Source organism: Acidimicrobiia bacterium, from assembly GCA_012959995.1.
GTDB lineage: Bacteria > Actinomycetota > Acidimicrobiia > Acidimicrobiales > MedAcidi-G1 > MedAcidi-G2B.
Genome location: DUCC01000026.1, coordinates 159,100 through 177,388 on the forward strand (window position 1 = coordinate 159,100; position 18,289 = coordinate 177,388).

The following is an 18,289-nucleotide window of genomic DNA, read 5'->3' on the forward strand; positions in this document are numbered from 1 at the left end:
GAGAGATCTTAGGTCCAAGGTTTCTCTCGGCGGGTAGTCAGGTGCGAGGTTCTTCGTGGCAGGGTGGGGGGATGGAACGGAAGGTAACGATCGGGCGGTCGGCGGCCGTGCTCTCGGTATTGATGTTGGCCACGGGTCCGAGCATCGTAAAGATTTCGGATTTACCCGAAATGACTTTTATTTTTTGGCGTTTGGCGGCGGCGGCTTTGGGCTACGCCGTTGCCTTGCGATTCAGCGGGAAACACTTTAGTTGGGAAGCCTGGCGCCGTTCGCTACTTGGTGGCTTAGTGTTTGGCGTCAACTTAGTATTTTTTGTTTTGAGTATGCGTCGTACCAGTGCTGCTAATGCGGTCATGATCGGTGCGCTGCAACCGGTGGTATTGATTGGGATTGCCGGGCCATTTTTTGGAGAACGACCGCGTCGTTCGATTTATCTTTGGTCGTTGGTTGCTATGGGTGGGGTGGCCCTCTCTATGGTTGCCTCCAGTGGCGATGGGGTGGCTAGTCGAACAGGAAACCTCTTGGCCCTCGCGGGCATGCTTTTGTTTAGCGCCTACTTTGTGGTCTCAAAAAAGGCTCGCCAAGTATTGGACTCCATGACCTACCAACTTGGCTTGACCCTGACGGCGGTGCTGGTGGTTATACCGTTTGCTTTGTTGATGGGCCAAAACTTGGCGCCCCCCTCGGGCGCCGAATGGGGGCCGGTGCTTTTAATGGCTGCTATCCCGGGGACCGGTCATTGGTTGACTAACTACGCCCACGGTCAGGTCACGCTGGTGGCGATTAGTTTGATTAATTTGCTTTTTACCGTGGTAGCCCCGTTGTATGCCTGGGTTTTGGTGGGTGAAAGTATCGGCGGTTGGCAAGCGGCCGGTATGGGGTTGGTTTTGGCGGCCTTAACCATGGTGGTTTCTCGCCCTATTGAGGCGGCTCCTCGATGAACCGTGGTATCGCAATGGGCATGACGGCCTACCTTTTTTGGGGGTTGGTTCCGGTTTTTTGGAAGCAACTTTCTCATCTGTCTTCGGTGGATGTGACCGGCCATCGCATGGTGTGGACGTTTCTTTTGCTGGCGGTTGTTCAAGCGGTCCGCCGCTCTTGGGGTGATTTTCGCCAGATGCTGGGTGACGGCCGCCAGCGGCGGTTGCAGTTGGCGGCCGCTGCTTTGCTGTCTAGCAACTGGCTGATTTTTGTATGGGCGATAGCCGATGATCGGGTGGTGGAAGCCAGTTTGGGTTACTTCATGAACCCATTGGTCAACGTGTTGTTGGGCGCAGTGTTTTTGGGTGAGACTTTCCGCCGGCTGCAAAAAGTTTCTATTGGCGTTGCTTTTGCCGGCGTGCTTTGGCTGGCGGTAGCAGTGGGGGCTGTGCCGGTGGTGTCGTTGTCTTTAGCTTTCACTTTTGCTTTTTATGGGTTAGTGAAAAAAACAGTGGGCCGCCCTGCCCTCGACACCTTGACCCTCGAGACCATGTTTATGGCTGTGCCGGCCTTGGGTTTTTTGGTGTGGCGTGCCGCAACCGGTCACGGGGTGATGGGAGTTTCTGTGCCGGGCGACAGTGTTTTGTTGATGGCCACGGCAGCGTTTACGGCAGCCCCGCTGTTGCTTTTTTCCGGGGCTGCGAAAAGAGTGACCTTAGGAACGTTAGGCATGATGCAGTATTTTGCCCCCACCCTGCAGTTGCTGTTGGGGGTACTGGTTTACGGCGAAACCATAAACGGTGGGCAACTGGTGGGCTACCTCGTGGTGTGGGTGGCGGTGCTTTTGTTCGCCGTCGACACGGTGGCGGTGATGCGCCGAAACCGTTTAAGCGTTTAAAGCAGCGAGAACGTCGGCGACAAAGGCGGGCGCTTCGGTTTCTAGATTGCGCCGGTTCATGGACCGAGCAGCAATGACGTCTGCGCCGTGTTCTTCGAGCAATGTAGAGAGTTTGTCGGCGGCTTTGCCGGGGTTGACGGCGTGGGTCATAAATGCGGCAACTTTTTTGTTCCAGAGTTTCGGGATGCTTTGTACTTTGCTGGGTTCTCCCGGGCGGTGACCAAAAAGTATTAATCCATCTACCCAGGTGCCAACAAATACGAGGTCAGCGGCGGCTAACTCAGTGAGATCAATGTTGGTTACCGGTCGCACGGCCACGGTGGCTCCGGTGGCTTCGGCGGCGCCCCCGAGGAGTTCGGCGGCTCGTTTAGTGTTGCCGGTGCGGCTTTGATGGATGATCACAATGTTCATGTAAACAGTGTGCCTTCTCTGGCGACAGATTTCACCTTGGGGTTTGATCTAAAGCATTGAGATGCTGGTTGATTTCAGCGGGGGTGCAGCCCATTTCGCTCATTCCGGTGGCCAATACTGCTCGATAGGCCGGTCCGGGTGGCCCAGGATCCGGCGGGTTGGTTGACCCGAGGGTTACTGCCGATATTCCGTTGAGGTCCTCAAGGCTAATTAGCAGGTCTATCCACCCTTCTAAGGTGGAGACGGCTTGGCCAGCCGGGGGAAAGTCATCAGGCAGGAAAACGTCGCTGGTTTCTTGCTGGTTTTCTTGAGCCACCACATCGGCCAACTGTCCACGGGTAATGCGCCAAGCCCGCCCTATGGGCGGGAGGTCTTGTGGGGCTAAGGATTGATGCGGACACCAAGCCACCCCGCCGCCCCAGCGTTGACTATCTCCGCCGAAGCGCACCGGGTGGGGCACGGCGATTCTTTGGTCGGCGCTGGGTGGGGTGGGGTTGGCGGCGCCACGTTGGAAGCCCCAAAGTGCGTCTTGTTCGGCCCCGCGCAGGTAGGCCAACATGCGTTCGGCGCACAGGTTGGATCCATAGGCCACGTACCAAACGGGTTGGTCTGGGTTGGTGGTATTTGGCAAAGCTAAGAAAAAAGTTGTTTAAGAGCGGCGGCGGCAGGGTCATCCGGCGGTGGTGGCTCGGTGGGGATAGCCCCCAACCAGGTCAGGCTCACGTACCCGTTCATTACAGCGCCACCGTCGGTTTCGGGGGGCAGGGGGGTGGGTTCGCCCCAGTTCATATCGACGCCGTAACTGCCAGCATGACCGGGTTTGGGGACCATGGTGGCTTGGGCCAGCGCCCGCATGGGTACAAAACCAACGGTGGTGTGGCGCCAACCGGCCATTTCTTCAACGGGCAAGTTGGGCACGTTGACGTTGAGTACCGAGGCTTTGTCTGGTGGGTTGGCGATCACGCCGGCGGTGACGGTGCGAGCCACCTCGGCGGCCGATGACCAAATTTGTTGGTCAAGTACGTCGCTGGCTGCTTGGCCTTCTACACCCCAGTCGGTTACCGCTTGGCTTATGGCAATACCGGTGATGCCCCCGTTTCGGGCGGTGAGGGCCGCTCCCACGGTGCCCGAATGGTAGACCGAGCGCCCTACGTTGGTGCCGGGGTTTATGCCCGCCACCACCAGGTCAAAGGGGTCACCGAAGAGCCCCAAGCGGGCATAAATAATGCAAAGCCCCGGTGGGCCACTGACCGACCATGAAGTATCGATGCCTGCTACCTGTGCTTCATGTACTTCGGGGCGGATGAGGTGTACTGCTCCGAGGGCGGCTCCGGCTCCGGAGTACTCTTGATCGGGGGCGACCACGGTTACTTCACCAAGGTCAGTGAGCGATCGGGCCAGTTCGTGGAGGCCTAAAGAGTCAATGCCGTCGTCGTTGGTTACCAAAATGCGCATAGCTTGACGGTAGCCGCCAGCAACGGGTGTCTAAGGGTCAGAGGTTGGCTAATTCTGTGCTGAGTCGTTCCCACTCGGCCATAAGGCGGGCTGCTTCGTCTTTTGCGGTGTCGTGGTCGGCTACGGAGGCGGCGGCTTTTTCGGGGTCTTGGTAGAGGTCGGGGTCGGCCAAAACTTCTTGGGTGGTTAACACGTGGGCTTCGGCGGTTTCCCAGTCTTGTTCGGCTCGTTTAAGCCGGCGCTGAAGTTTGGTGGCTGGGTTTTTTTGGTGGTTTTTTTTGGGTTCTTTGGTTTTGGATTTTTGCGCTGCTTGACGGGCTTTTGGGTCGCTGGAAAGGGTGGCGCTTTGGGCGGGGTAAAGCACTCGTTCGGGTACTCCTTCGTGCCAGGTGGCGTGGCCGTCGCGGATTTCAACCAGTGAGTCGGCTACCGAACGGATGAGGTGCCGGTCGTGAGTAATGAGTACCACGCTGCCTGGGTAAGCATGGAGGGCGTCTTCGAGCACGTCGCAACTGGGGAGATCAAGGTGGTTGGTGGGCTCATCTAAAATAAGCAAGTTGACGGGTACGGCCAATACTTTCGCGAGAGCTAAGCGGGTTTGTTCTCCCCCCGAAAGGTCACCTACTCGACGGTCTACGGCGTCGCCGCGAAAGCCAAAGGAAGCCAGATAGGTACGGGGGTTGCGCCCGTCGGCGTCTACGGTGGGGATGGTTTTGAACTCTTCAATGACCGTGCGGCGAGGGTCGAGTACTTCGGCTTGGAGTTGATCAAAACTGGAGATATCTACGTTGGTGCCGATGGTTACTTCGCCCTCTAAGGGGGCGAGTTTTTTGGTGATGAGTTTGACCAACGTGGTTTTTCCGGCGCCGTTGGGCCCTACTAAAGCCACGGTGTGGCCTCGTTCAACAGAAAAACTGACGTCGCGGAGAATGATGTCGTCGTCGTAGCCAGCGGTGACGTCTTTGAGTTGGGTTACTAAGCGTGAGGAACGGCGGGGAGCGGGAAAGCCAAAACGGGTGGCGGCGGCTTCGGGTTCGTCTACGACTAAGCGGTCGAGTTTGTCGAGGGATTTGACGCGGCTTTGTACCTGCCGGGCTTTGGTGGCTTTGTAGCGAAAGCGTTCAATGAAGCGTTCTGTTTGCGCAATTTTTTTCGATTGTTGTGCGGCGGCCGCTCGTTGAGCGATGAGTAGTTCTTCGCGGGCTAAAACAAAATCGGCGAACCCGCCGACATATTCGGTGACGCGCCCGCCAGCTAGTTCGATTATCCGGTTAGCGACTACGTCGATGAAGTCTCGGTCGTGGCTAACGAACAATAAGCCGCTGTGCCAGTCGGCGAGGTGTTGCTCGAGCCACGAAACCGAGTCAATGTCTAAGTGGTTGGTGGGTTCGTCCATGACCAACAGGTCGGGGGCAGAAAGTAGTAAGCGGGCTAAAGCCACCCGCATGCGCCAACCGCCGGACATTTCGTCCATGGGGCGGTCGTGGTCGCCGGGGTCAAACCCAAGGCCGGAGAGTATGCGGTGAGCATCGGCTTCTACGGCGTATCCGCCGAGTTGTTCAAACCGGGATTGAGCTTCGCCGAAAGCATCAAGGGCTCGAGTTTGTTCTTCGCCTGAAGTGGTGGCTAGGAGTTGGCCAAGGCGTTCGATTTCGCCAGCGAGGTGGGTGACTTGTTCGGCTCCCAACATGACTTGTTGAAAAACTGAGCGCCCGGTTTCTACGGGAAGTTCTTGAGGGAGGTACCCGATGCGCAGATCTTTGGGGCGATGTACCTTGCCGTGGTCGGGGGCTTGAAGGCCCACTAAAACTTCTAACAAAGTGGTTTTGCCGGTGCCGTTTCCGCCGATTAGGGCGGTACGACGCCCCGGGCCGAGTTGCAGGGAAGCATCGGTGAACAGGGTGCGGGGCCCAAAGGAGCGGGATAACCCCGTAGCGGTCAACATGGGAAAGGTTAGTTCTGGGGTGGGTCCCACCGCACTACGGCGGCGGCTGAAGACATGCCAGCGCCGAAGCCCACCATCAGGATGAGATCTCCGGGGTTTATCTGGCTGTGGTCTAAGGCATCGACCAGGGCAAGAGGGATAGAGGCGGCAGAAGTGTTGCCGGTGTGTTCTAACACCATGGCTGCTTTTTCAAAAGGGATGCCGAGTCTTTTTAGGGCTGTTTCGATGATGCGTACGTTGGCTTGGTGGGGGACGACCAGCGAGATATCTTCGGCGCTGACCCCGGCCCGTTGCATGGCGTTTAGCGAGGCGCTTTCCATGGCTAAAACTGCTTTACGGAAAACTTCTTTGCCCAGCATGATGATTTTGCCGCCGTGATCGCAGTACAACAGGTCGGCGGCATCGCCGTTAGACATTAAGTCCCACCCCAGCAGGGAGGGTTGGTCGGCGCTGCGCTCAAGCACTATGGCCCCGGCCCCATCACCAAAAAGGATGCAGGTACCACGGTCTTCCCAGTTGACCATAGGGCTTAAAGCGTCGCTGCCGATAAGCAACACGTGTTCGAGCCCACCTTCGATGAACTGCATAGCGGTTACTAAACCGTAGACAAAACCTGAGCAGGCGGCGTTGAGGTCGAAAGCACCACAGGTCAAGCCGAGGTTGTCTTGGATTACCGAAGCACTGGCCGGCATTTGTTGGTCGGGGCTGGTGGTGGCGAGTACCAGGAGGTCTATCTGGTCAGCGGTGACGCCAGCCATGGCCATAGCGGCTTCGGCGGCGATTGTTGACATTTCGGTGACCTTGCCCCCGATATGGCGTGTCTTGATGCCGGTACGGGCGGTGATCCATTCATCAGAGGTATCTACCATGCTCGACAGTTCGTCATTGGTTAGCACCTGTTCGGGAAGGTTGCTGGCCCAGCCAGTTATACGTCCATGTGCCATTAAAAGTTCCTCAAGTGTTGTTGGTCAACACGCTAGCGGGGCGCGGGGACCGCTAGGGTCGCTTTCCCATGGATGATCACGAAGTTGCCGGGTTGCTGGCTCGAGAAACTGGCGAATTGTTGGTGAAAACCCGCGAGGAGGCGCAAACTGCGGGCCGGTCGGGCCGTGAGGTGCAAGCGCTTGGCGATCGGGTGGCTCACGAGTTTTTAATAGAGCGGCTTTCTGCTTTGTGCCCGGGTGATGCGGTTCTCTCTGAAGAGGGAGCCGATGATGGGTTGCGTTTAGGGGCGGAACGCACCTGGATTATTGATCCGTTGGATGGGACCCATGATTATGGCCGCCCGGGGAGCAGCGAATGGGCAGTACATGTGGCTTTGGTGGTGGGGGGCACATCAACGGCTGCCGCGGTCTCGTTGCCGGTAGATAACCAGGTTTTTGGTACGAACCAGAGCCCGTTAGGGAGGCCTTCGCTTCGTCAACAGCCCGTGGTGATCACCAGCCGCAGCCAGTGGGGCGAAGCCGAAGAGGTAGCCCGAGCCATTGGCGGAGTGGTACGGGCGTGCGGTTCGGCGGGGTATAAGGCCATGGCGGTGGTTTCGGGTCTGGTAGATGTTTATGTGCACCCCAGTGGCCTTTACGAGTGGGATGCTTGTGCACCGGCGGCGGTGGCGCAAGCTGCGGGTTTGTCAGTTTCTGGAGTAGATGGACAACCCCTGCATTTTAATAAGAGGCGCCCGGTGGTAGCGGGGTTGTTGATTAGCCGCCCAGAGTTTGCCGAGGTATCTCGCCAAGCCTTGGCTTGGGAGTAGCAGCGTTTTCGTGGTGAGGGCGATAGTCTGACCCCACCTTGTGGCGAGGCGAAGCCGGTGAGATTCCGGCGCTGTCCCGCAACTGTATGTTCGGTTTTTCCGAATGAGCCAGGCCGACCGGCCACCGGGTATCGACATCAACTCTCGAGGAAGAGTGGTCGTCGGCAGGTTTCCTGTCTGCGCCGTACCTCGACAGACAGGAGATAATTATGAAAATTGTTGAGTCTCGTCGGCTTGTCCGGCACTCGGCCGTTTTGGCTGCCTTGATATTTTTTGGAGCGGCTTGTGGGTCATCTGAAGGTATTTCTGGTTTATCAGTTTCTGGGGTGACCACTACGGCCGCCCCGACCACTACGGAGGTTCCGGCTCCGGAGTTTCCTGTGGCCATAATTTCGTTGTCGCCCACTGCTACTGAAATCTTGTTTGCCATCGGCGCCGGTGACCAAGTGGTCGCCGTAGATGACCAATCCACTTACCCAGCCGATGCGCCAATGAGCGATTTGTCGGGTTTCACCCCGAACGTAGAAGCCATTGCTGAATACAACCCAGACTTGGTGATCATTTCTTATGACCCAGGTGACTTGGTTTCGGGCTTAGAGGCTTTAGGTATTACGGTGCTTAGCCAGAGTGCGGCTTACTCCCTTGAAGACACCTACGTTCAGATCGTTGAGTTGGGTGATCTGACCGGCCATGTTGATGAAGCAACGGCTGTCAATACAGAGATAAAAGTTGGTTTGCTTGCTTTGGCAGAAAGCCAAGTTGGTGCTGGCCTTACTTACTTCCATGAGATTGACAGCACGCTGTATACCGCTACGTCGGTGACTTTCGTGGGGCAACTTTATGCTTTGTTGGGGCTAGAGAACATTGCTGACCTGGCTGACGAAGAGGGTTGGGGATATCCGCAGCTTTCGCCGGAATACATTCTTGACGCCGACCCCGACGTCATTTTTCTTAATGATGCGCAGTGGGGGGAGTCGCTGGAAACTCTGGCCGCTCGCCCGGCGTGGGGTTCATTGTCGGCCGTAATCAACGGTCAGGTGATTGACCTTGATGAAACTGCTGGTCGTTGGGGTCCGCGAGTGGTGGACTTTTTGGCCGGGGTGGCTTCGGCCTTAGAAGGCTTGACTGCTGAGTAGAAAATTTGTGACCAACCAAGATCGGAGTTCCGAGGCAATGCACCGGCGGCAGCCGGCGGGGCTCCGATCGTGGTGGGTGGCTACCGGGGTGGCGGCGGTGGTCGCTGCTTCGTTGGCTGGTTTGGTCATGGGCCCCGCTTCTTTAGGGGTGGGCGAGGTACTGCGAGAACTCTTTGATGGCTTGCCATTAGTGGATGTGGATTCTGGGTTAGGGGTGCGGCAAAAAGCTATTATTTGGGAGATTCGTTTGCCCCGAGTGGTTTTGGGTTTGATGGTGGGAGCCATGTTGGGCACGGCGGGTGGCGCTTACCAGGGAGTGTTTCGTAACCCGTTGGCTGACCCTTATCTGTTGGGGGTGGCGGCCGGTGCCGGGTTCGGGGCTACTACGGCCATTGTGGCGGGGTTAGGTGATGGCATCGGGGTATTCGATGCAGTTCCCATGATGGCGTTTGCGGGCGCATTGACGGCGGTGGCGTTGACTTATTTGGTTGGTTCTGCTGGTGGCCGGCTCGACCCGGTAACCAGTTTGGTGTTGGCAGGGGTGGCGGTGGCCAGTTTTTTCACGGCGGTACAGACCTTTGTGCAGCAAAGAAACTCAGAGACTATTCGTCAGGTGTACTTTTTTGTTTTAGGTCAATTGCGTACGGCGGGTTGGAACGAGGTTTTGCTCATTACTCCGTATGTGGTGGTCTGCTTGACGGTCATTTTGTTGGTTCGCCGCCGCATGGATGCTTTGGGGGTGGGCGATGAGGAAGCGGGTTCGTTGGGCCTTGATGTGCGACGGGTGCGTTTGGTTACTGTGTTGGCTGCTTCGTTGGGTACGGCGGCCGTGGTGTCGGTTAGCGGGTTGATTGGTTTTGTGGGCATCATTGTCCCGCACACCATTCGCTTGTTGTTCGGTTCGAGTTACCGAGTGATTTTGCCGTTGACGGTGTTGTTCGGTGGGGCTTTTATGGTGGCTGCTGATTTGGTGGCTCGATTGGCTTTGCAGCCGGCGGAAATCCCCATCGGGGTGGTTACGGCTTTTCTTGGGGCGCCATTCTTTGTTTTGATTTTGCGTTCCACTCGGGGGACTCGATGACTGCTGTCGTTTGCCGTGGGCTGCGTGTCTCGTATTCGGGGGTTCCGGTGCTCGATGGTGTTGACCTAGAGGTCCCCGCTGGCGGGTGGGTTACGGTGGTGGGGCCAAACGGGGCGGGAAAAAGCACGTTGTTGCGAGCCGTTGGCGGTTTGGTGTCGGCTTCGGGCAAAGTAGAGGTGCTGGGAGAATCGGTTGACTCTTTGGCTCGCCGGGTTTTGGCTCGCCGGGTGGCGCTGGTGCCGCAAGAGCCGGTAATCCCGTCAGGCATGCTGGCTCTTGACTATGTGTTGTTGGGTCGCACTGCGCATTTAGGGTTTTTTGAAGCAGAGAAAGAAGCGGACATTGTTTTCGCTACCTCAGCGTTAGAAGATCTCGATGCGGGCCCTTTGGCGGGTCGAGTGGTAGAGACTCTGTCGGGCGGGGAGCGTCAACGGGTGGTGGTGGCTCGGGCTTTGGCTCAAGGGTCGCCGGTGCTGTTGCTAGATGAGCCGACTACGGCGCTAGATATTGGCCATCAGCAAGAGATGCTGGATTTGGTTGATCGCCTGCGTGCCGAACGTGGGTTAACGGTGTTGGCCACCATGCATGATTTGACGTTGGCTGGCCAGTACGCCGACCAACTGGTCATGCTTGATGCGGGCCAGGTGGTGGCTGCTGGTTCTGCCACAGAGGTTTTGACTAATGAAAACGTGGGGCGTTTTTATGGAGCCCAGGTACGGGTTATTGATGACCCATCGGGCCCCATTGTGGTGCCGGTGCGGCGGGGTAACCTTGCTTAAACTGCTGGGGTTATGAGCCCGTAGTGCCCGTCGAAGCGTCGGTAAAGTACTTGGCTTCTTCCTTTGGCTGTTTCGGCAAAGAAGACGAAGGGTTCGTTTCCGTGGTCGAGAAGACGTTCGGCGTCTAGCAGCGGCAGGTGGTTTAAGACCAGCGGGCCAGAGTAGATGGAGGGCCGGGTGTCTCCGGGGAGGTTCTCGCCGTCTACGGCAGGTGCGACATGGAGTTCACCGTCGCCGTTGCGGTAGATGACCCGGTCAATGTCGTGATCCACATCGAGATAGAGGTAGAAGTCGTGGTCCAACTGGTCCATTTCGTCGGCTGCTTCTTCAAGGCTGACCGGGCGCATGGCTAAAGTTTTGTGGCGCACTACGTCTCGTTCGTCGTGGGGACGCTCAACGTACCCCGGGGTGTGGCCTCGGTTTTCTGGTTCAGCGTCGTGGCGGCGGTCTTCGAAACGCTTGCGGCGGCGGCGAAGGCGTCGCCCAAGTTTGTCATCGAGCAGGTCGATGGCTTCACCGATGGTTTGGCCGGCGGCGTGGGCTCGCACCAGGTCGCCATTGAGGTTGAGCGAGGCTTCGGCAATGGAGGGAAGTTCCAGTGTGGCCTTGGGACGGACTTTTAGTTTTACCACGGCGTCTAAGACCGGTTCGTGGCCCAACTCGCAAAGGGCTCGAATCTTATTCAGGGCAAGTTCTCGGTCTTGGGAAGAAACTCTTCCGGTGACTCGAAGTTCAACTTCGCTGATGGCATGTGGCTTGACCAAGTGACTCTCCCGCTTGAAGTAGTTGGTTGTGTGCTTGCACTTTCATCTTCGCGCATTAAAAAGCATTTGTCAGGTAAATAGGGCAGAATCTTTTTATGGCAGGAATTTTTACGCAAGCTTTGGCACTCGGCGAGTATGAAATGGTCTGTGTCGTAGGTGGCGGGGGTAAGACCACCTTGGTGTTTGCTTTGGCTAAAGAGGCGGTAGCGGCGGGGCGTCCGGCGGTGGTGACTACCACTACCAAGATGGGAGCGGAAGAGACCGGTGGTTTGTTTACGGTGGAGGGGTCAGAGCAGTTGCCTAATGATTTGGTGTTGCGTTGGGTGGGCGAGGTGCAAGGCCACCGAGTGGTGGGGCGCACTCCTGAAGACATTGATGCTCGCTTTGCCGAACGGGCCGGATGGATGTTGGTAGAGGCGGATGGTGCACGTCGGCATCCGGTAAAGGCACCGGCCGTTCACGAACCGGTGATCCCTCAGGCCGCCACAGTGGTGGTGCTCAGCATGGGCCTGGATGCCTTGGGTAAATCTTTGGCGGAGGCGGCGCATCGCCCAGAGGTGACGGCTGCCTTGTTGGGGGTAAGCCAAGAGGCAACGGTAACGCCAGAGTTGCTGGCAGTTTTAGCCACCGATGCTTTTGGGGGGCGAAAATGTTTGCCACCTGAGGCCCGGTTTGTGGTGGCTTTGACCAAGATGACCGAGGAGCGGCGAGCAGAGGCTGGGCGGTTGGCTGACCTCTTGTTGGCGGCTGATGGTGCCCCGGAACGAGTGCTCCTGGTGCCGCCGCCCGGTGGGGTGGTTGAGGTTCGTCAGGGTTAGCGAAGGGTGACGGCGGTGGTGACTTCGTTGTAGAAGTCGCCACCTTTGTCATCAACCACGATGAAGGCCGGAAAGTCTTCTACTTCGATGCGCCAAACGGCTTCCATGCCTAATTCTGGGTATTCCAGGACTTCTACTTTTTTGATGCAGTCTTTGGCGAGGCGGGCGGCGGGGCCACCGATAGAGCCGAGGTAGAAACCGCCGTAGCGGGCGCAGGCTTCGGTTACTTGGGCTGAGCGGTTGCCTTTGGCCAACATGACCAGGCTGCCTCCGGCGGCTTGAAAGCGTTCTACGTAGGCGTCCATGCGTCCGGCGGTGGTGGGGCCAAAGGAGCCTGAGGCGTATCCTGCGGGGGTTTTGGCGGGGCCGGCGTAATACACGGGATGGTTTTTTAGGTAGTCGGGCATGGGTTGGCCGTCTTCGAGGAGTTCAGAAATTTTGGCGTGGGCGATGTCGCGGGCCACGACCAAAGTGCCGGTTAGGGCGAGCCGGGTGGTTACGGGGTGGCGGGAGAGTTCGGCTCGAATGTCTTCCATTGGTTGGTCAAGGTTGATGGCCACTACTTGACTGGTCAGGTCTTGTTCGGTTACTTCGGGCAGGTAGTGGGCGGGGTTTTCTTCGAGTTGTTCAAGAAAGACGCCTTGGGCGGTGATTTTGCCCAGCACTTGGCGGTCGGCGGAGCATGACACGGCGATGGCTACCGGGTTGGAGGCGCCGTGGCGGGGTAGGCGAACTACCCGTACGTCGTGGCAGAAGTATTTGCCGCCGAATTGGGCACCGATGCCGAAGTTGTGGGTCATTTCTAATATGCGTTCTTCCCAGTCCAGGTCGCGGAAGGCGTGCCCGCTTTCGCTGCCTTGGGTGGGCAGGTGGTCGAGGTAATGGGTGGAAGCGTATTTGGCGGTTTTTAGGGTGTGTTCGGCTGAGGTGCCGCCGATTACTACGGCCAGGTGGTAGGGCGGGCAGGCAGAGGTGCCGAGGCTTTTGAGTTTTTCATCTAAAAACTTTTCTAGGTTTTCGGGGTTGAGGAGCGCTTTGGTTTCTTGGTAGAGAAAGCTTTTGTTGGCGGAGCCGCCGCCTTTGGCGATGAAAAGAAACTTGTAGGCCTCGCCGGGGACTGCTTCTATTTCTATTTGGGCGGGCAGATTGTTACTGGTGTTGCGTTCGGTGAACATGTCGAGGGGGGCCAACTGGGAGTAGCGCAAGTTGGAGGTTTGGTAGGTGTCGTAGACCCCGTGGGAGATGGCTTTTTTGTCGTCGCCGGTGGTGAGTATTTGTTGGCCTTTTTTGGCAGAGACAATGGCTGTACCGGTGTCTTGGCAAGAGGGGAGCACTCCGCCGGCGGCGATGCAGGCATTTTGGAGGAGTTCGGTGGCGACGAATCGATCGTTGGTGGAGGCTTCGGGGTCGGCGAGGATGGCCGCTACTTGGGCCAGGTGGGCAGGGCGCAGCAGGTGGGCCATGTCGCGCATGGCGGTGGCGGTGAGGAATCGTATGGCTTCGTCGTCTACTTCGAGGAAAGTGCGCCCGTTGGGGCCGGTTACTTGACGCACCCCGTCGGTGGTGAGTTGACGAAAGTTGGTGGTGTCGTAGGGGTCTACGTCGAGGGGTAAGAGGTCGGCGTAGTCAAAGGGGGCATCGCTCATAGTCTTTACGGTACCGCACCTTTTGGCGGGCCGGGGTGGTTAGTTGGTGAGGTCGTCCAAGATGGGTGCCCAAAATTCGTGGTCTTGAAAACTGCCGGCTTGGTAAAAGGACATGCGGTCAACGCAGTCGCCCCAGCGGGCGTTTATTTTGTCGGCTATTTGGTGGGGTTCGCCGACGATGGCAAAGGTGTCGAGCATTTCGTCGTCAATGAGTGCCCCCATCTCTGCCCATTGGCCGCGTTTGGTCATGGTGTTGAGTTCGCTTTGCAGGTCGCCCCATCCGTGCATTTCGAGTACGGGCCGATAAGCCGGGGTGGAGGCGTAGAAAGCGATTTGTCGGCGAACGCCTGTGGCGGATTTGTTTATTTCTTCTTCGTTTCGGCCGGTGACGACGAACCCGGGGCCCGATATTTCAAAGTCGGCGAGGCTGCGGCCGGCGGTGTCGAGGCCGCGTTGTAGGGCGGGGAGGGTGACTTGTCGGAGGTAGGCCTCGGTGGTGAAGGAGTGGCAGATGATGCCGTCGCAGACTTCGCCTGCTACTTCGGTCATGAGGGGTCCTACGGCGGAAATAAATATTTTGGGCGACCCGTAGGGGTTGGGGCCGGGATCAAAGAAGGGGGTCATGAGGGTGTGTTGGTAGAATTCGCCGCGAAATTTTAGGGGGGTGTTGTTGTCCCAACTTTCCCATATGGCTCGGATAGCTAAAACCATTTCGCGCATGCGGGCGGCGGGTCGGGACCATTCCATGGAGAAGCGTTTGGTGATGTGAGGTTTTATTTGGGTGCCGAGGCCCAGGATGAAGCGTCCTTGACTGTAGCGCTGAAGGTCGTGGCCAAGGTTGGCTAGCAGCATGGGGTTGCGGGCAAAACCGACGGCGATGGAGGTGCCGAGTTCGATGCGTTCGGTGTGTTCGGCGGCGATGGTGTGGGGGAGGAAGGGGTCGTGGGCTACTTCGGCGGTCCATGCGCCGGCGTAGCCGGAGGCCTCGATGGCTTGGGCGTCGCGGGCGATGTCTTGGAGGTCGCCGGGGTTATTTATGTTGATTCCGCTGTCTATTTTCATGCTGCGGATGTTAGTCCGGTAGTTCGGGGCGACTAGCGTTGGCGACTATGGAACTTTTGTTGGTGCGTCATGGTTTGCCGCTTCGAGTAGATAATTCGGCTTCTGGTTTGGAGGCTGACCCGGCGTTGTCGGTGTTGGGGGAGCGTCAGGCGGAGGCTTTGGCCGACTGGTTGGTTGGTGGTCCGGCGGCAACTCCTATTGCGGCGGTTTATGCCAGTCCGAAGTTGCGGGCGCAGGGCACGGTGGCTCCGTTGGCGCAACGTTTGGGTTTAGAAGTGATCATTGAGCCGCGGGTTATTGAGTATGACGTGGGGGAAAATGAGTACATCCCTATTGAGGAGTTGAAGGGCACGCCGGCTTGGGCAGAGATGTTGGCGGCTGGTATTCCGGATCCGGAGGTTTTTCAGGCGCAGGTGGTGGCGGGCATGGAGGCGATTATTGCGGCTCATCCGGGTGGCCGTGTGGTGGTGGGTTGCCATGGTGGGGTGGTGGCGGCTTATTTGGCGCATTTGTTGGGTATCTCTGAGCCCATGTTTTTTGAGGCGCATTACACCTCGGTGAATCGGGTGATGGCTGCTTCGTCGGGTCAGCGCAGCGTGGTTTCTATGAACGAACTTGCGCACCTTCAGGTAGCTAAAGTCCCCCTCTCCGATTACCAAAAATAACCACACTGGTTACTATCGCCTCTCACTTAACCTGCTTACCTCGGGTCTGACCCCAGGTAAGCAGGTTGGCTAATTAGGGCTGTCACACCCCTGGCGTAAGTTGACGGCATGGCCCGGAGATTTCGACATGATGCAGCAGGATTCATCCATCATGTGGTTAATCGCGGAGCATCCCGGGAGAATGTTTTTTGGGATCGCGAGGATCGGCTGCTTTTTTTGGGTTTGTTGGCTGGCTTGTCTAAAAAGCATGGCATTGACACCCTTGCCTATTGTCTTATGGGTAATCACTATCACCTAGTGTTGAGGTGCCCTTTGGGGAACTTGTCTGTGGGCGTTAAGTGGTTCGCCAGCATCTATTCTCAACGTTTTAATACAAACCATGGTTTTGATGGTTCGCCATTTCGTGGCCGGTTTCAGTCCAAACTTATTGACACCGACGCCTACTTGCTAAATGCCGTTCGTTATGTGCATAAAAATCCGTTGGCTCATGGTTTTGTCCCGTCTTTAAACGGTTTTGAGTGGTCAAGCCATGCCGCCTATTTAGGAGAGGCCCAAACTCCATCTTGGTTAGATAATCAAATGGTTTTAGGGATGGTTCATTCCGGTGGCGAGCAATATTCAACGTTTATAGATCAAACAGGCGAGGACCTTGACGAAAGTTACGAGTTTTCGCGCGAAAAAAATCTGGTTCCTATTGAACTTGTCGAGGCGGCAGTTCTGGTGGCAACCGGCGGCCAGTACGATAATTTTTTCCACTCAACTAATGGGGTAAGAAATAACGACCGGGCTTTACTCTTTTTAAATGCTCATGAAATGTCTGGGCTAAGGGACCGGCAGGTTGCTGAGCGTTATGGGGTGGCGAACGCTCCGACGGTAAAAGACATTCGGCGCCGAGCTCGCCTTAGTTTGGAACGCGACGAGTCTTTTAGGTTGGGTTTTGAGAGCGTGCAGACGGCCTTGACCTGCTTACCTGGGGTCAGACCCTAGGGGGGTGGGGTTGAAGGGCGGGGAGGTTTTGGAAGTGGGCGAGGGCTTCGGGGTTGGCGAGTGCTTGGGCGTTGGTTACGGGCCGATTTTCGACCACGTTGCGTACTGCCAGTTCGACCAGTTTGCCTGACCGAGTGTGAGGTAGGTCGGGTACTGCAATGACCACGGCGGGTACGTGACGGGGGGAGGCTCCGGTGCGTACCGCTGTCCGAAGCCGTTGAATCAGGTCGTCGTCCAAGGTTGCCTGGTTGGCGGTGACCACAAAGAGCACTACCCGTACATCGCCTTCCCATTGCTGGCCGATGACCAGGCTTTCGGTCACTTCGGTGAAGGCCTCTACGATGCGGTAGATCTCTGCGGTGCCCATGCGTACCCCGCCGGGGTTCAAGGTGGCGTCGGAGCGGCCGTGAATAATGAACCCGCCTTGAGGGGTTTGTTCGGCGAAGTCTCCCTGGTGCCAGTACCCCGGGAAACGGGCGAAATAGGTTTCGTGGTAACGCAGGTTTTCCGGGTCGTCCCAAAACCCCAGTGGCATGGTGGGAAACGGCGACCGGCAGACCAGTTCGCCTTGCTGTCCGGGAGCCACGCTGTGGCCTTCTTGGTCGACCACGGCCATGTCTTGGCCTAATACTGCTCCTTGGATTTGCCCAGCGAACACCGGGGCCGCGGGGTTGCCGCCGACCAGACAGCCGCAAAGGTCGGTGCCGCCCGAAATAGAGGCCACATGCAGGTCGGGTTTCCAGTCGGTATAAACGTGGCGGAACCCTTCGGCAGAAAGTGGGCTGCCGGTGGAGCAAACGGTGCGCAAAGATTCCAAACGGTGGGTAGTAATAGGCCGCAACTCGGCGCTGTTTACTGAGTCAATGAACTTGGCCGATACCCCGAGCAAGGTGATTTGGTGGGCGTCTACTAAGTCAAAAAGCCGTTGCCCGTCGGGGTAGAAAGGCGACCCGTCGTACAAAATTAAGGTCGCGTGGGCCGCTAACCCGGCGGCTAGCCAGTTCCACATCATCCACCCAGTGGTGGTGAAGTAAAAGACTCGGTCCAAGGGGCGCACATCGCAATGCAGTCGGTGCTCAACCAAGTGTTTTAACAAAAGGCCGCCCGCTCGGTGGATTATGCATTTGGGGGCGCCGGTGGTACCCGAGGAGTAGAGGATGTAGAGCGGGTGGTCGAAAGGTAGCGGGGTGAATGCCACTTCTTGGGCCGGGTGCGCTGCACAAAAATCGTCAAACGACAAGGCTTCTGCGGGAAGGTCACCTTGCGTGTCGGCCACCATCACTACCTGTCGCAGGCTGGGCAAGGCCGCTATTACTTGGCTTACTTTGTCGGTTACGTCGAAGCGTTTGCCTCCGTATTGGTAGCCGTTGGTGCAAAAAATCACTTTTGGTTCAATCTGCCCAAATCGGTCAATTACCGCATCGGTGCCAAAGTCGGGCGAGACCGAAGAGAACACGGCGCCCAGTGAAGCGCAGGCCAACATGACGGCGTAGGCCTCAGGAATGTTGGGTAGCCAGGCCGCTACTCGGTCACCTGGTTTTACCCCGGCGGCCGCTAACCCTTGTTGCAACTGTGACACCAGGTGGTGGAGTTGCGCCCAGGTAAGGGTGCGGGTGGCGTTGTCTTCGCCGCAAAAAATAAGTGCGGGGTGGTGGTCGTTGCGTTGCAACAGGTTTTCTGCGTAGTTCAAGGTGGCGTCGGGAAAAAACGTGGTGGCCGCTAGATCTGACTCAACCTGAATCATTGCGGGCCCGTCACCTCGGTGGCCCACTATGCCAAAGTGGCTCCACACTAAGTCCCAGAAGTCTTCTTGGTGGTTAACGGACCATTGGTGAAGTTCGTCAAGAGGGCATCCAGCGGCATCAGCGAAGGCCGCCATTTGGGTGGCGTGAGCTTGGCTGGGCGAGGGTGTCCAAAGAGGTGGTTCCATTGGTGAGGAGCGTAGCCAAGGTAAAGGCCCTCCGGTAA

The 18,289-nt window shown here is 57.4% G+C and carries 18 protein-coding genes and 1 riboswitch; of the genes, 9 read left to right on the forward strand and 9 right to left on the reverse strand.

Features of this window, described 5'->3' with window-relative positions:
* The first annotated feature begins 71 nt into the window (after positions 1-71).
* Entirely contained in the window at positions 72-941 is an 870-nt protein-coding gene (locus tag EYQ49_07675) for a DMT family transporter (GenBank protein ID HIG25750.1), read from the forward strand.
* Complete coding sequence (gene rarD, locus EYQ49_07680; protein HIG25751.1) at positions 938-1,819, forward strand: EamA family transporter RarD; 882 nt, start codon at positions 938-940, stop codon at positions 1,817-1,819. The genes EYQ49_07675 and rarD overlap by 4 nt, the downstream gene beginning before the upstream one ends.
* Here rarD and EYQ49_07685 read toward each other — a convergent pair.
* Genes EYQ49_07685 through EYQ49_07705 form a run of 5 tightly spaced genes read right to left on the reverse strand, consistent with a single transcriptional unit; the run spans position 1,808 to position 6,574 of the window.
* Positions 1,808-2,230, reverse strand: a complete 423-nt coding sequence (locus tag EYQ49_07685) for a hypothetical protein (protein HIG25752.1) — start codon at positions 2,228-2,230, stop codon at positions 1,808-1,810. The genes rarD and EYQ49_07685 overlap by 12 nt on opposite strands.
* 31 nt (positions 2,231-2,261) lie before the next feature.
* Positions 2,262-2,822: a hypothetical protein gene (locus EYQ49_07690; GenBank protein HIG25753.1), complete on the reverse strand. Its 561-nt coding sequence runs from the start codon at positions 2,820-2,822 to the stop codon at positions 2,262-2,264.
* A gap of 41 nt (positions 2,823-2,863) precedes the next feature.
* The gene (gene surE / locus EYQ49_07695) at positions 2,864-3,685 is read right to left on the reverse strand and encodes a 5'/3'-nucleotidase SurE (GenBank protein ID HIG25754.1); all 822 of its coding nucleotides are present in this window, start codon (positions 3,683-3,685) and stop codon (positions 2,864-2,866) included.
* A gap of 37 nt (positions 3,686-3,722) precedes the next feature.
* Complete coding sequence (locus EYQ49_07700; protein HIG25755.1) at positions 3,723-5,630, reverse strand: ABC transporter ATP-binding protein; 1,908 nt, start codon at positions 5,628-5,630, stop codon at positions 3,723-3,725.
* Positions 5,631-5,638: 8 nt separating this feature from the next.
* Positions 5,639-6,574 (reverse strand): ketoacyl-ACP synthase III, encoded by a 936-nt coding sequence (locus EYQ49_07705; GenBank protein HIG25756.1) that lies wholly within the window; start codon positions 6,572-6,574, stop codon positions 5,639-5,641.
* A 68-nt stretch (positions 6,575-6,642) separates the two neighbouring features.
* Between EYQ49_07705 and EYQ49_07710 the strand changes: the two genes are divergently transcribed.
* The 4 genes from EYQ49_07710 (at position 6,643) to EYQ49_07725 (ending at position 10,379) form a co-directional block, all read left to right on the forward strand.
* A complete protein-coding gene (locus EYQ49_07710; GenBank protein HIG25757.1) occupies positions 6,643-7,383 on the forward strand; it encodes a 3'(2'),5'-bisphosphate nucleotidase CysQ in 741 nt (246 codons plus the stop codon).
* Positions 7,378-7,524: riboswitch (cobalamin riboswitch) on the forward strand. It overlaps the preceding gene by 6 nt.
* Positions 7,525-7,592: 68 nt before the next feature.
* The gene (locus EYQ49_07715; protein HIG25758.1) at positions 7,593-8,519 is read left to right on the forward strand and encodes an ABC transporter substrate-binding protein; all 927 of its coding nucleotides are present in this window, start codon (positions 7,593-7,595) and stop codon (positions 8,517-8,519) included.
* A gap of 37 nt (positions 8,520-8,556) precedes the next feature.
* Positions 8,557-9,600, forward strand: coding sequence for an iron ABC transporter permease (locus EYQ49_07720; GenBank protein HIG25759.1), 1,044 nt, complete (start codon positions 8,557-8,559; stop codon positions 9,598-9,600).
* Positions 9,597-10,379, forward strand: a complete 783-nt coding sequence (locus EYQ49_07725; protein HIG25760.1) for an ABC transporter ATP-binding protein — start codon at positions 9,597-9,599, stop codon at positions 10,377-10,379. Before EYQ49_07720 ends, EYQ49_07725 begins: the two co-directional genes overlap by 4 nt.
* Here the strand turns inward: EYQ49_07725 and EYQ49_07730 are convergent.
* Positions 10,376-11,143, reverse strand: a complete 768-nt coding sequence (locus EYQ49_07730; protein ID HIG25761.1) for a hypothetical protein — start codon at positions 11,141-11,143, stop codon at positions 10,376-10,378. The two genes, EYQ49_07725 and EYQ49_07730, sit on opposite strands and share 4 nt — an antisense overlap.
* A 95-nt stretch (positions 11,144-11,238) precedes the next feature.
* Here EYQ49_07730 and yqeC point away from each other — a divergent pair, with 95 nt between their 5' ends.
* Entirely contained in the window at positions 11,239-11,961 is a 723-nt protein-coding gene (gene yqeC, locus EYQ49_07735; protein HIG25762.1) for a putative selenium-dependent hydroxylase accessory protein YqeC, read from the forward strand.
* Here yqeC and EYQ49_07740 read toward each other — a convergent pair.
* Entirely contained in the window at positions 11,958-13,607 is a 1,650-nt protein-coding gene (locus EYQ49_07740; protein HIG25763.1) for a fumarate hydratase, read from the reverse strand. The two genes, yqeC and EYQ49_07740, sit on opposite strands and share 4 nt — an antisense overlap.
* 39 nt (positions 13,608-13,646) lie before the next feature.
* Positions 13,647-14,669, reverse strand: a complete 1,023-nt coding sequence (locus tag EYQ49_07745; protein ID HIG25764.1) for an LLM class F420-dependent oxidoreductase — start codon at positions 14,667-14,669, stop codon at positions 13,647-13,649.
* Positions 14,670-14,716: 47 nt separating this feature from the next.
* On the opposite strand from EYQ49_07745, the gene EYQ49_07750 reads away from it, so the two are divergent.
* Positions 14,717-15,334, forward strand: a complete 618-nt coding sequence (locus EYQ49_07750) for a histidine phosphatase family protein (protein HIG25765.1) — start codon at positions 14,717-14,719, stop codon at positions 15,332-15,334.
* Positions 15,335-15,442: 108 nt separating this feature from the next.
* A complete protein-coding gene (locus EYQ49_07755; GenBank protein ID HIG25766.1) occupies positions 15,443-16,321 on the forward strand; it encodes a hypothetical protein in 879 nt (292 codons plus the stop codon).
* On the opposite strand, the gene EYQ49_07760 is transcribed toward EYQ49_07755, so the two are convergent.
* Positions 16,311-18,251 carry an acetoacetate--CoA ligase gene (locus EYQ49_07760; protein ID HIG25767.1) on the reverse strand — a complete coding sequence of 647 codons (1,941 nt, stop codon included), beginning with the start codon at positions 18,249-18,251 and terminating at the stop codon, positions 16,311-16,313. The two genes, EYQ49_07755 and EYQ49_07760, sit on opposite strands and share 11 nt — an antisense overlap.
* Positions 18,252-18,289: the final 38 nt, after the last annotated feature.

Excerpts from the sequence above, each read along its gene's own strand:
- EYQ49_07720 (HIG25759.1), top strand. The coding sequence starts at position 8,557 with ATGCACCGGCGGCAGCCGGCGGGGCTCCGATCGTGGTGGGTGGCTACC.
- EYQ49_07725 (HIG25760.1), top strand. The coding sequence starts at position 9,597 with ATGACTGCTGTCGTTTGCCGTGGGCTGCGTGTCTCGTATTCGGGGGTT.
- EYQ49_07700 (HIG25755.1), bottom strand. The coding sequence starts at position 5,630 with ATGTTGACCGCTACGGGGTTATCCCGCTCCTTTGGGCCCCGCACCCTG.
- surE (HIG25754.1), bottom strand. The coding sequence starts at position 3,685 with ATGCGCATTTTGGTAACCAACGACGACGGCATTGACTCTTTAGGCCTC.
- EYQ49_07745 (HIG25764.1), bottom strand. The coding sequence starts at position 14,669 with ATGAAAATAGACAGCGGAATCAACATAAATAACCCCGGCGACCTCCAA.
- EYQ49_07740 (HIG25763.1), bottom strand. The coding sequence starts at position 13,607 with ATGAGCGATGCCCCCTTTGACTACGCCGACCTCTTACCCCTCGACGTA.
- EYQ49_07750 (HIG25765.1), top strand. The coding sequence starts at position 14,717 with ATGGAACTTTTGTTGGTGCGTCATGGTTTGCCGCTTCGAGTAGATAAT.
- yqeC (HIG25762.1), top strand. The coding sequence starts at position 11,239 with ATGGCAGGAATTTTTACGCAAGCTTTGGCACTCGGCGAGTATGAAATG.
- EYQ49_07675 (HIG25750.1), top strand. The coding sequence starts at position 72 with ATGGAACGGAAGGTAACGATCGGGCGGTCGGCGGCCGTGCTCTCGGTA.
- EYQ49_07705 (HIG25756.1), bottom strand. The coding sequence starts at position 6,574 with ATGGCACATGGACGTATAACTGGCTGGGCCAGCAACCTTCCCGAACAG.
- EYQ49_07760 (HIG25767.1), bottom strand. The coding sequence starts at position 18,251 with ATGGAACCACCTCTTTGGACACCCTCGCCCAGCCAAGCTCACGCCACC.
- rarD (HIG25751.1), top strand. The coding sequence starts at position 938 with ATGAACCGTGGTATCGCAATGGGCATGACGGCCTACCTTTTTTGGGGG.
- EYQ49_07755 (HIG25766.1), top strand. The coding sequence starts at position 15,443 with ATGGCCCGGAGATTTCGACATGATGCAGCAGGATTCATCCATCATGTG.
- EYQ49_07715 (HIG25758.1), top strand. The coding sequence starts at position 7,593 with ATGAAAATTGTTGAGTCTCGTCGGCTTGTCCGGCACTCGGCCGTTTTG.
- EYQ49_07685 (HIG25752.1), bottom strand. The coding sequence starts at position 2,230 with ATGAACATTGTGATCATCCATCAAAGCCGCACCGGCAACACTAAACGA.
- EYQ49_07710 (HIG25757.1), top strand. The coding sequence starts at position 6,643 with ATGGATGATCACGAAGTTGCCGGGTTGCTGGCTCGAGAAACTGGCGAA.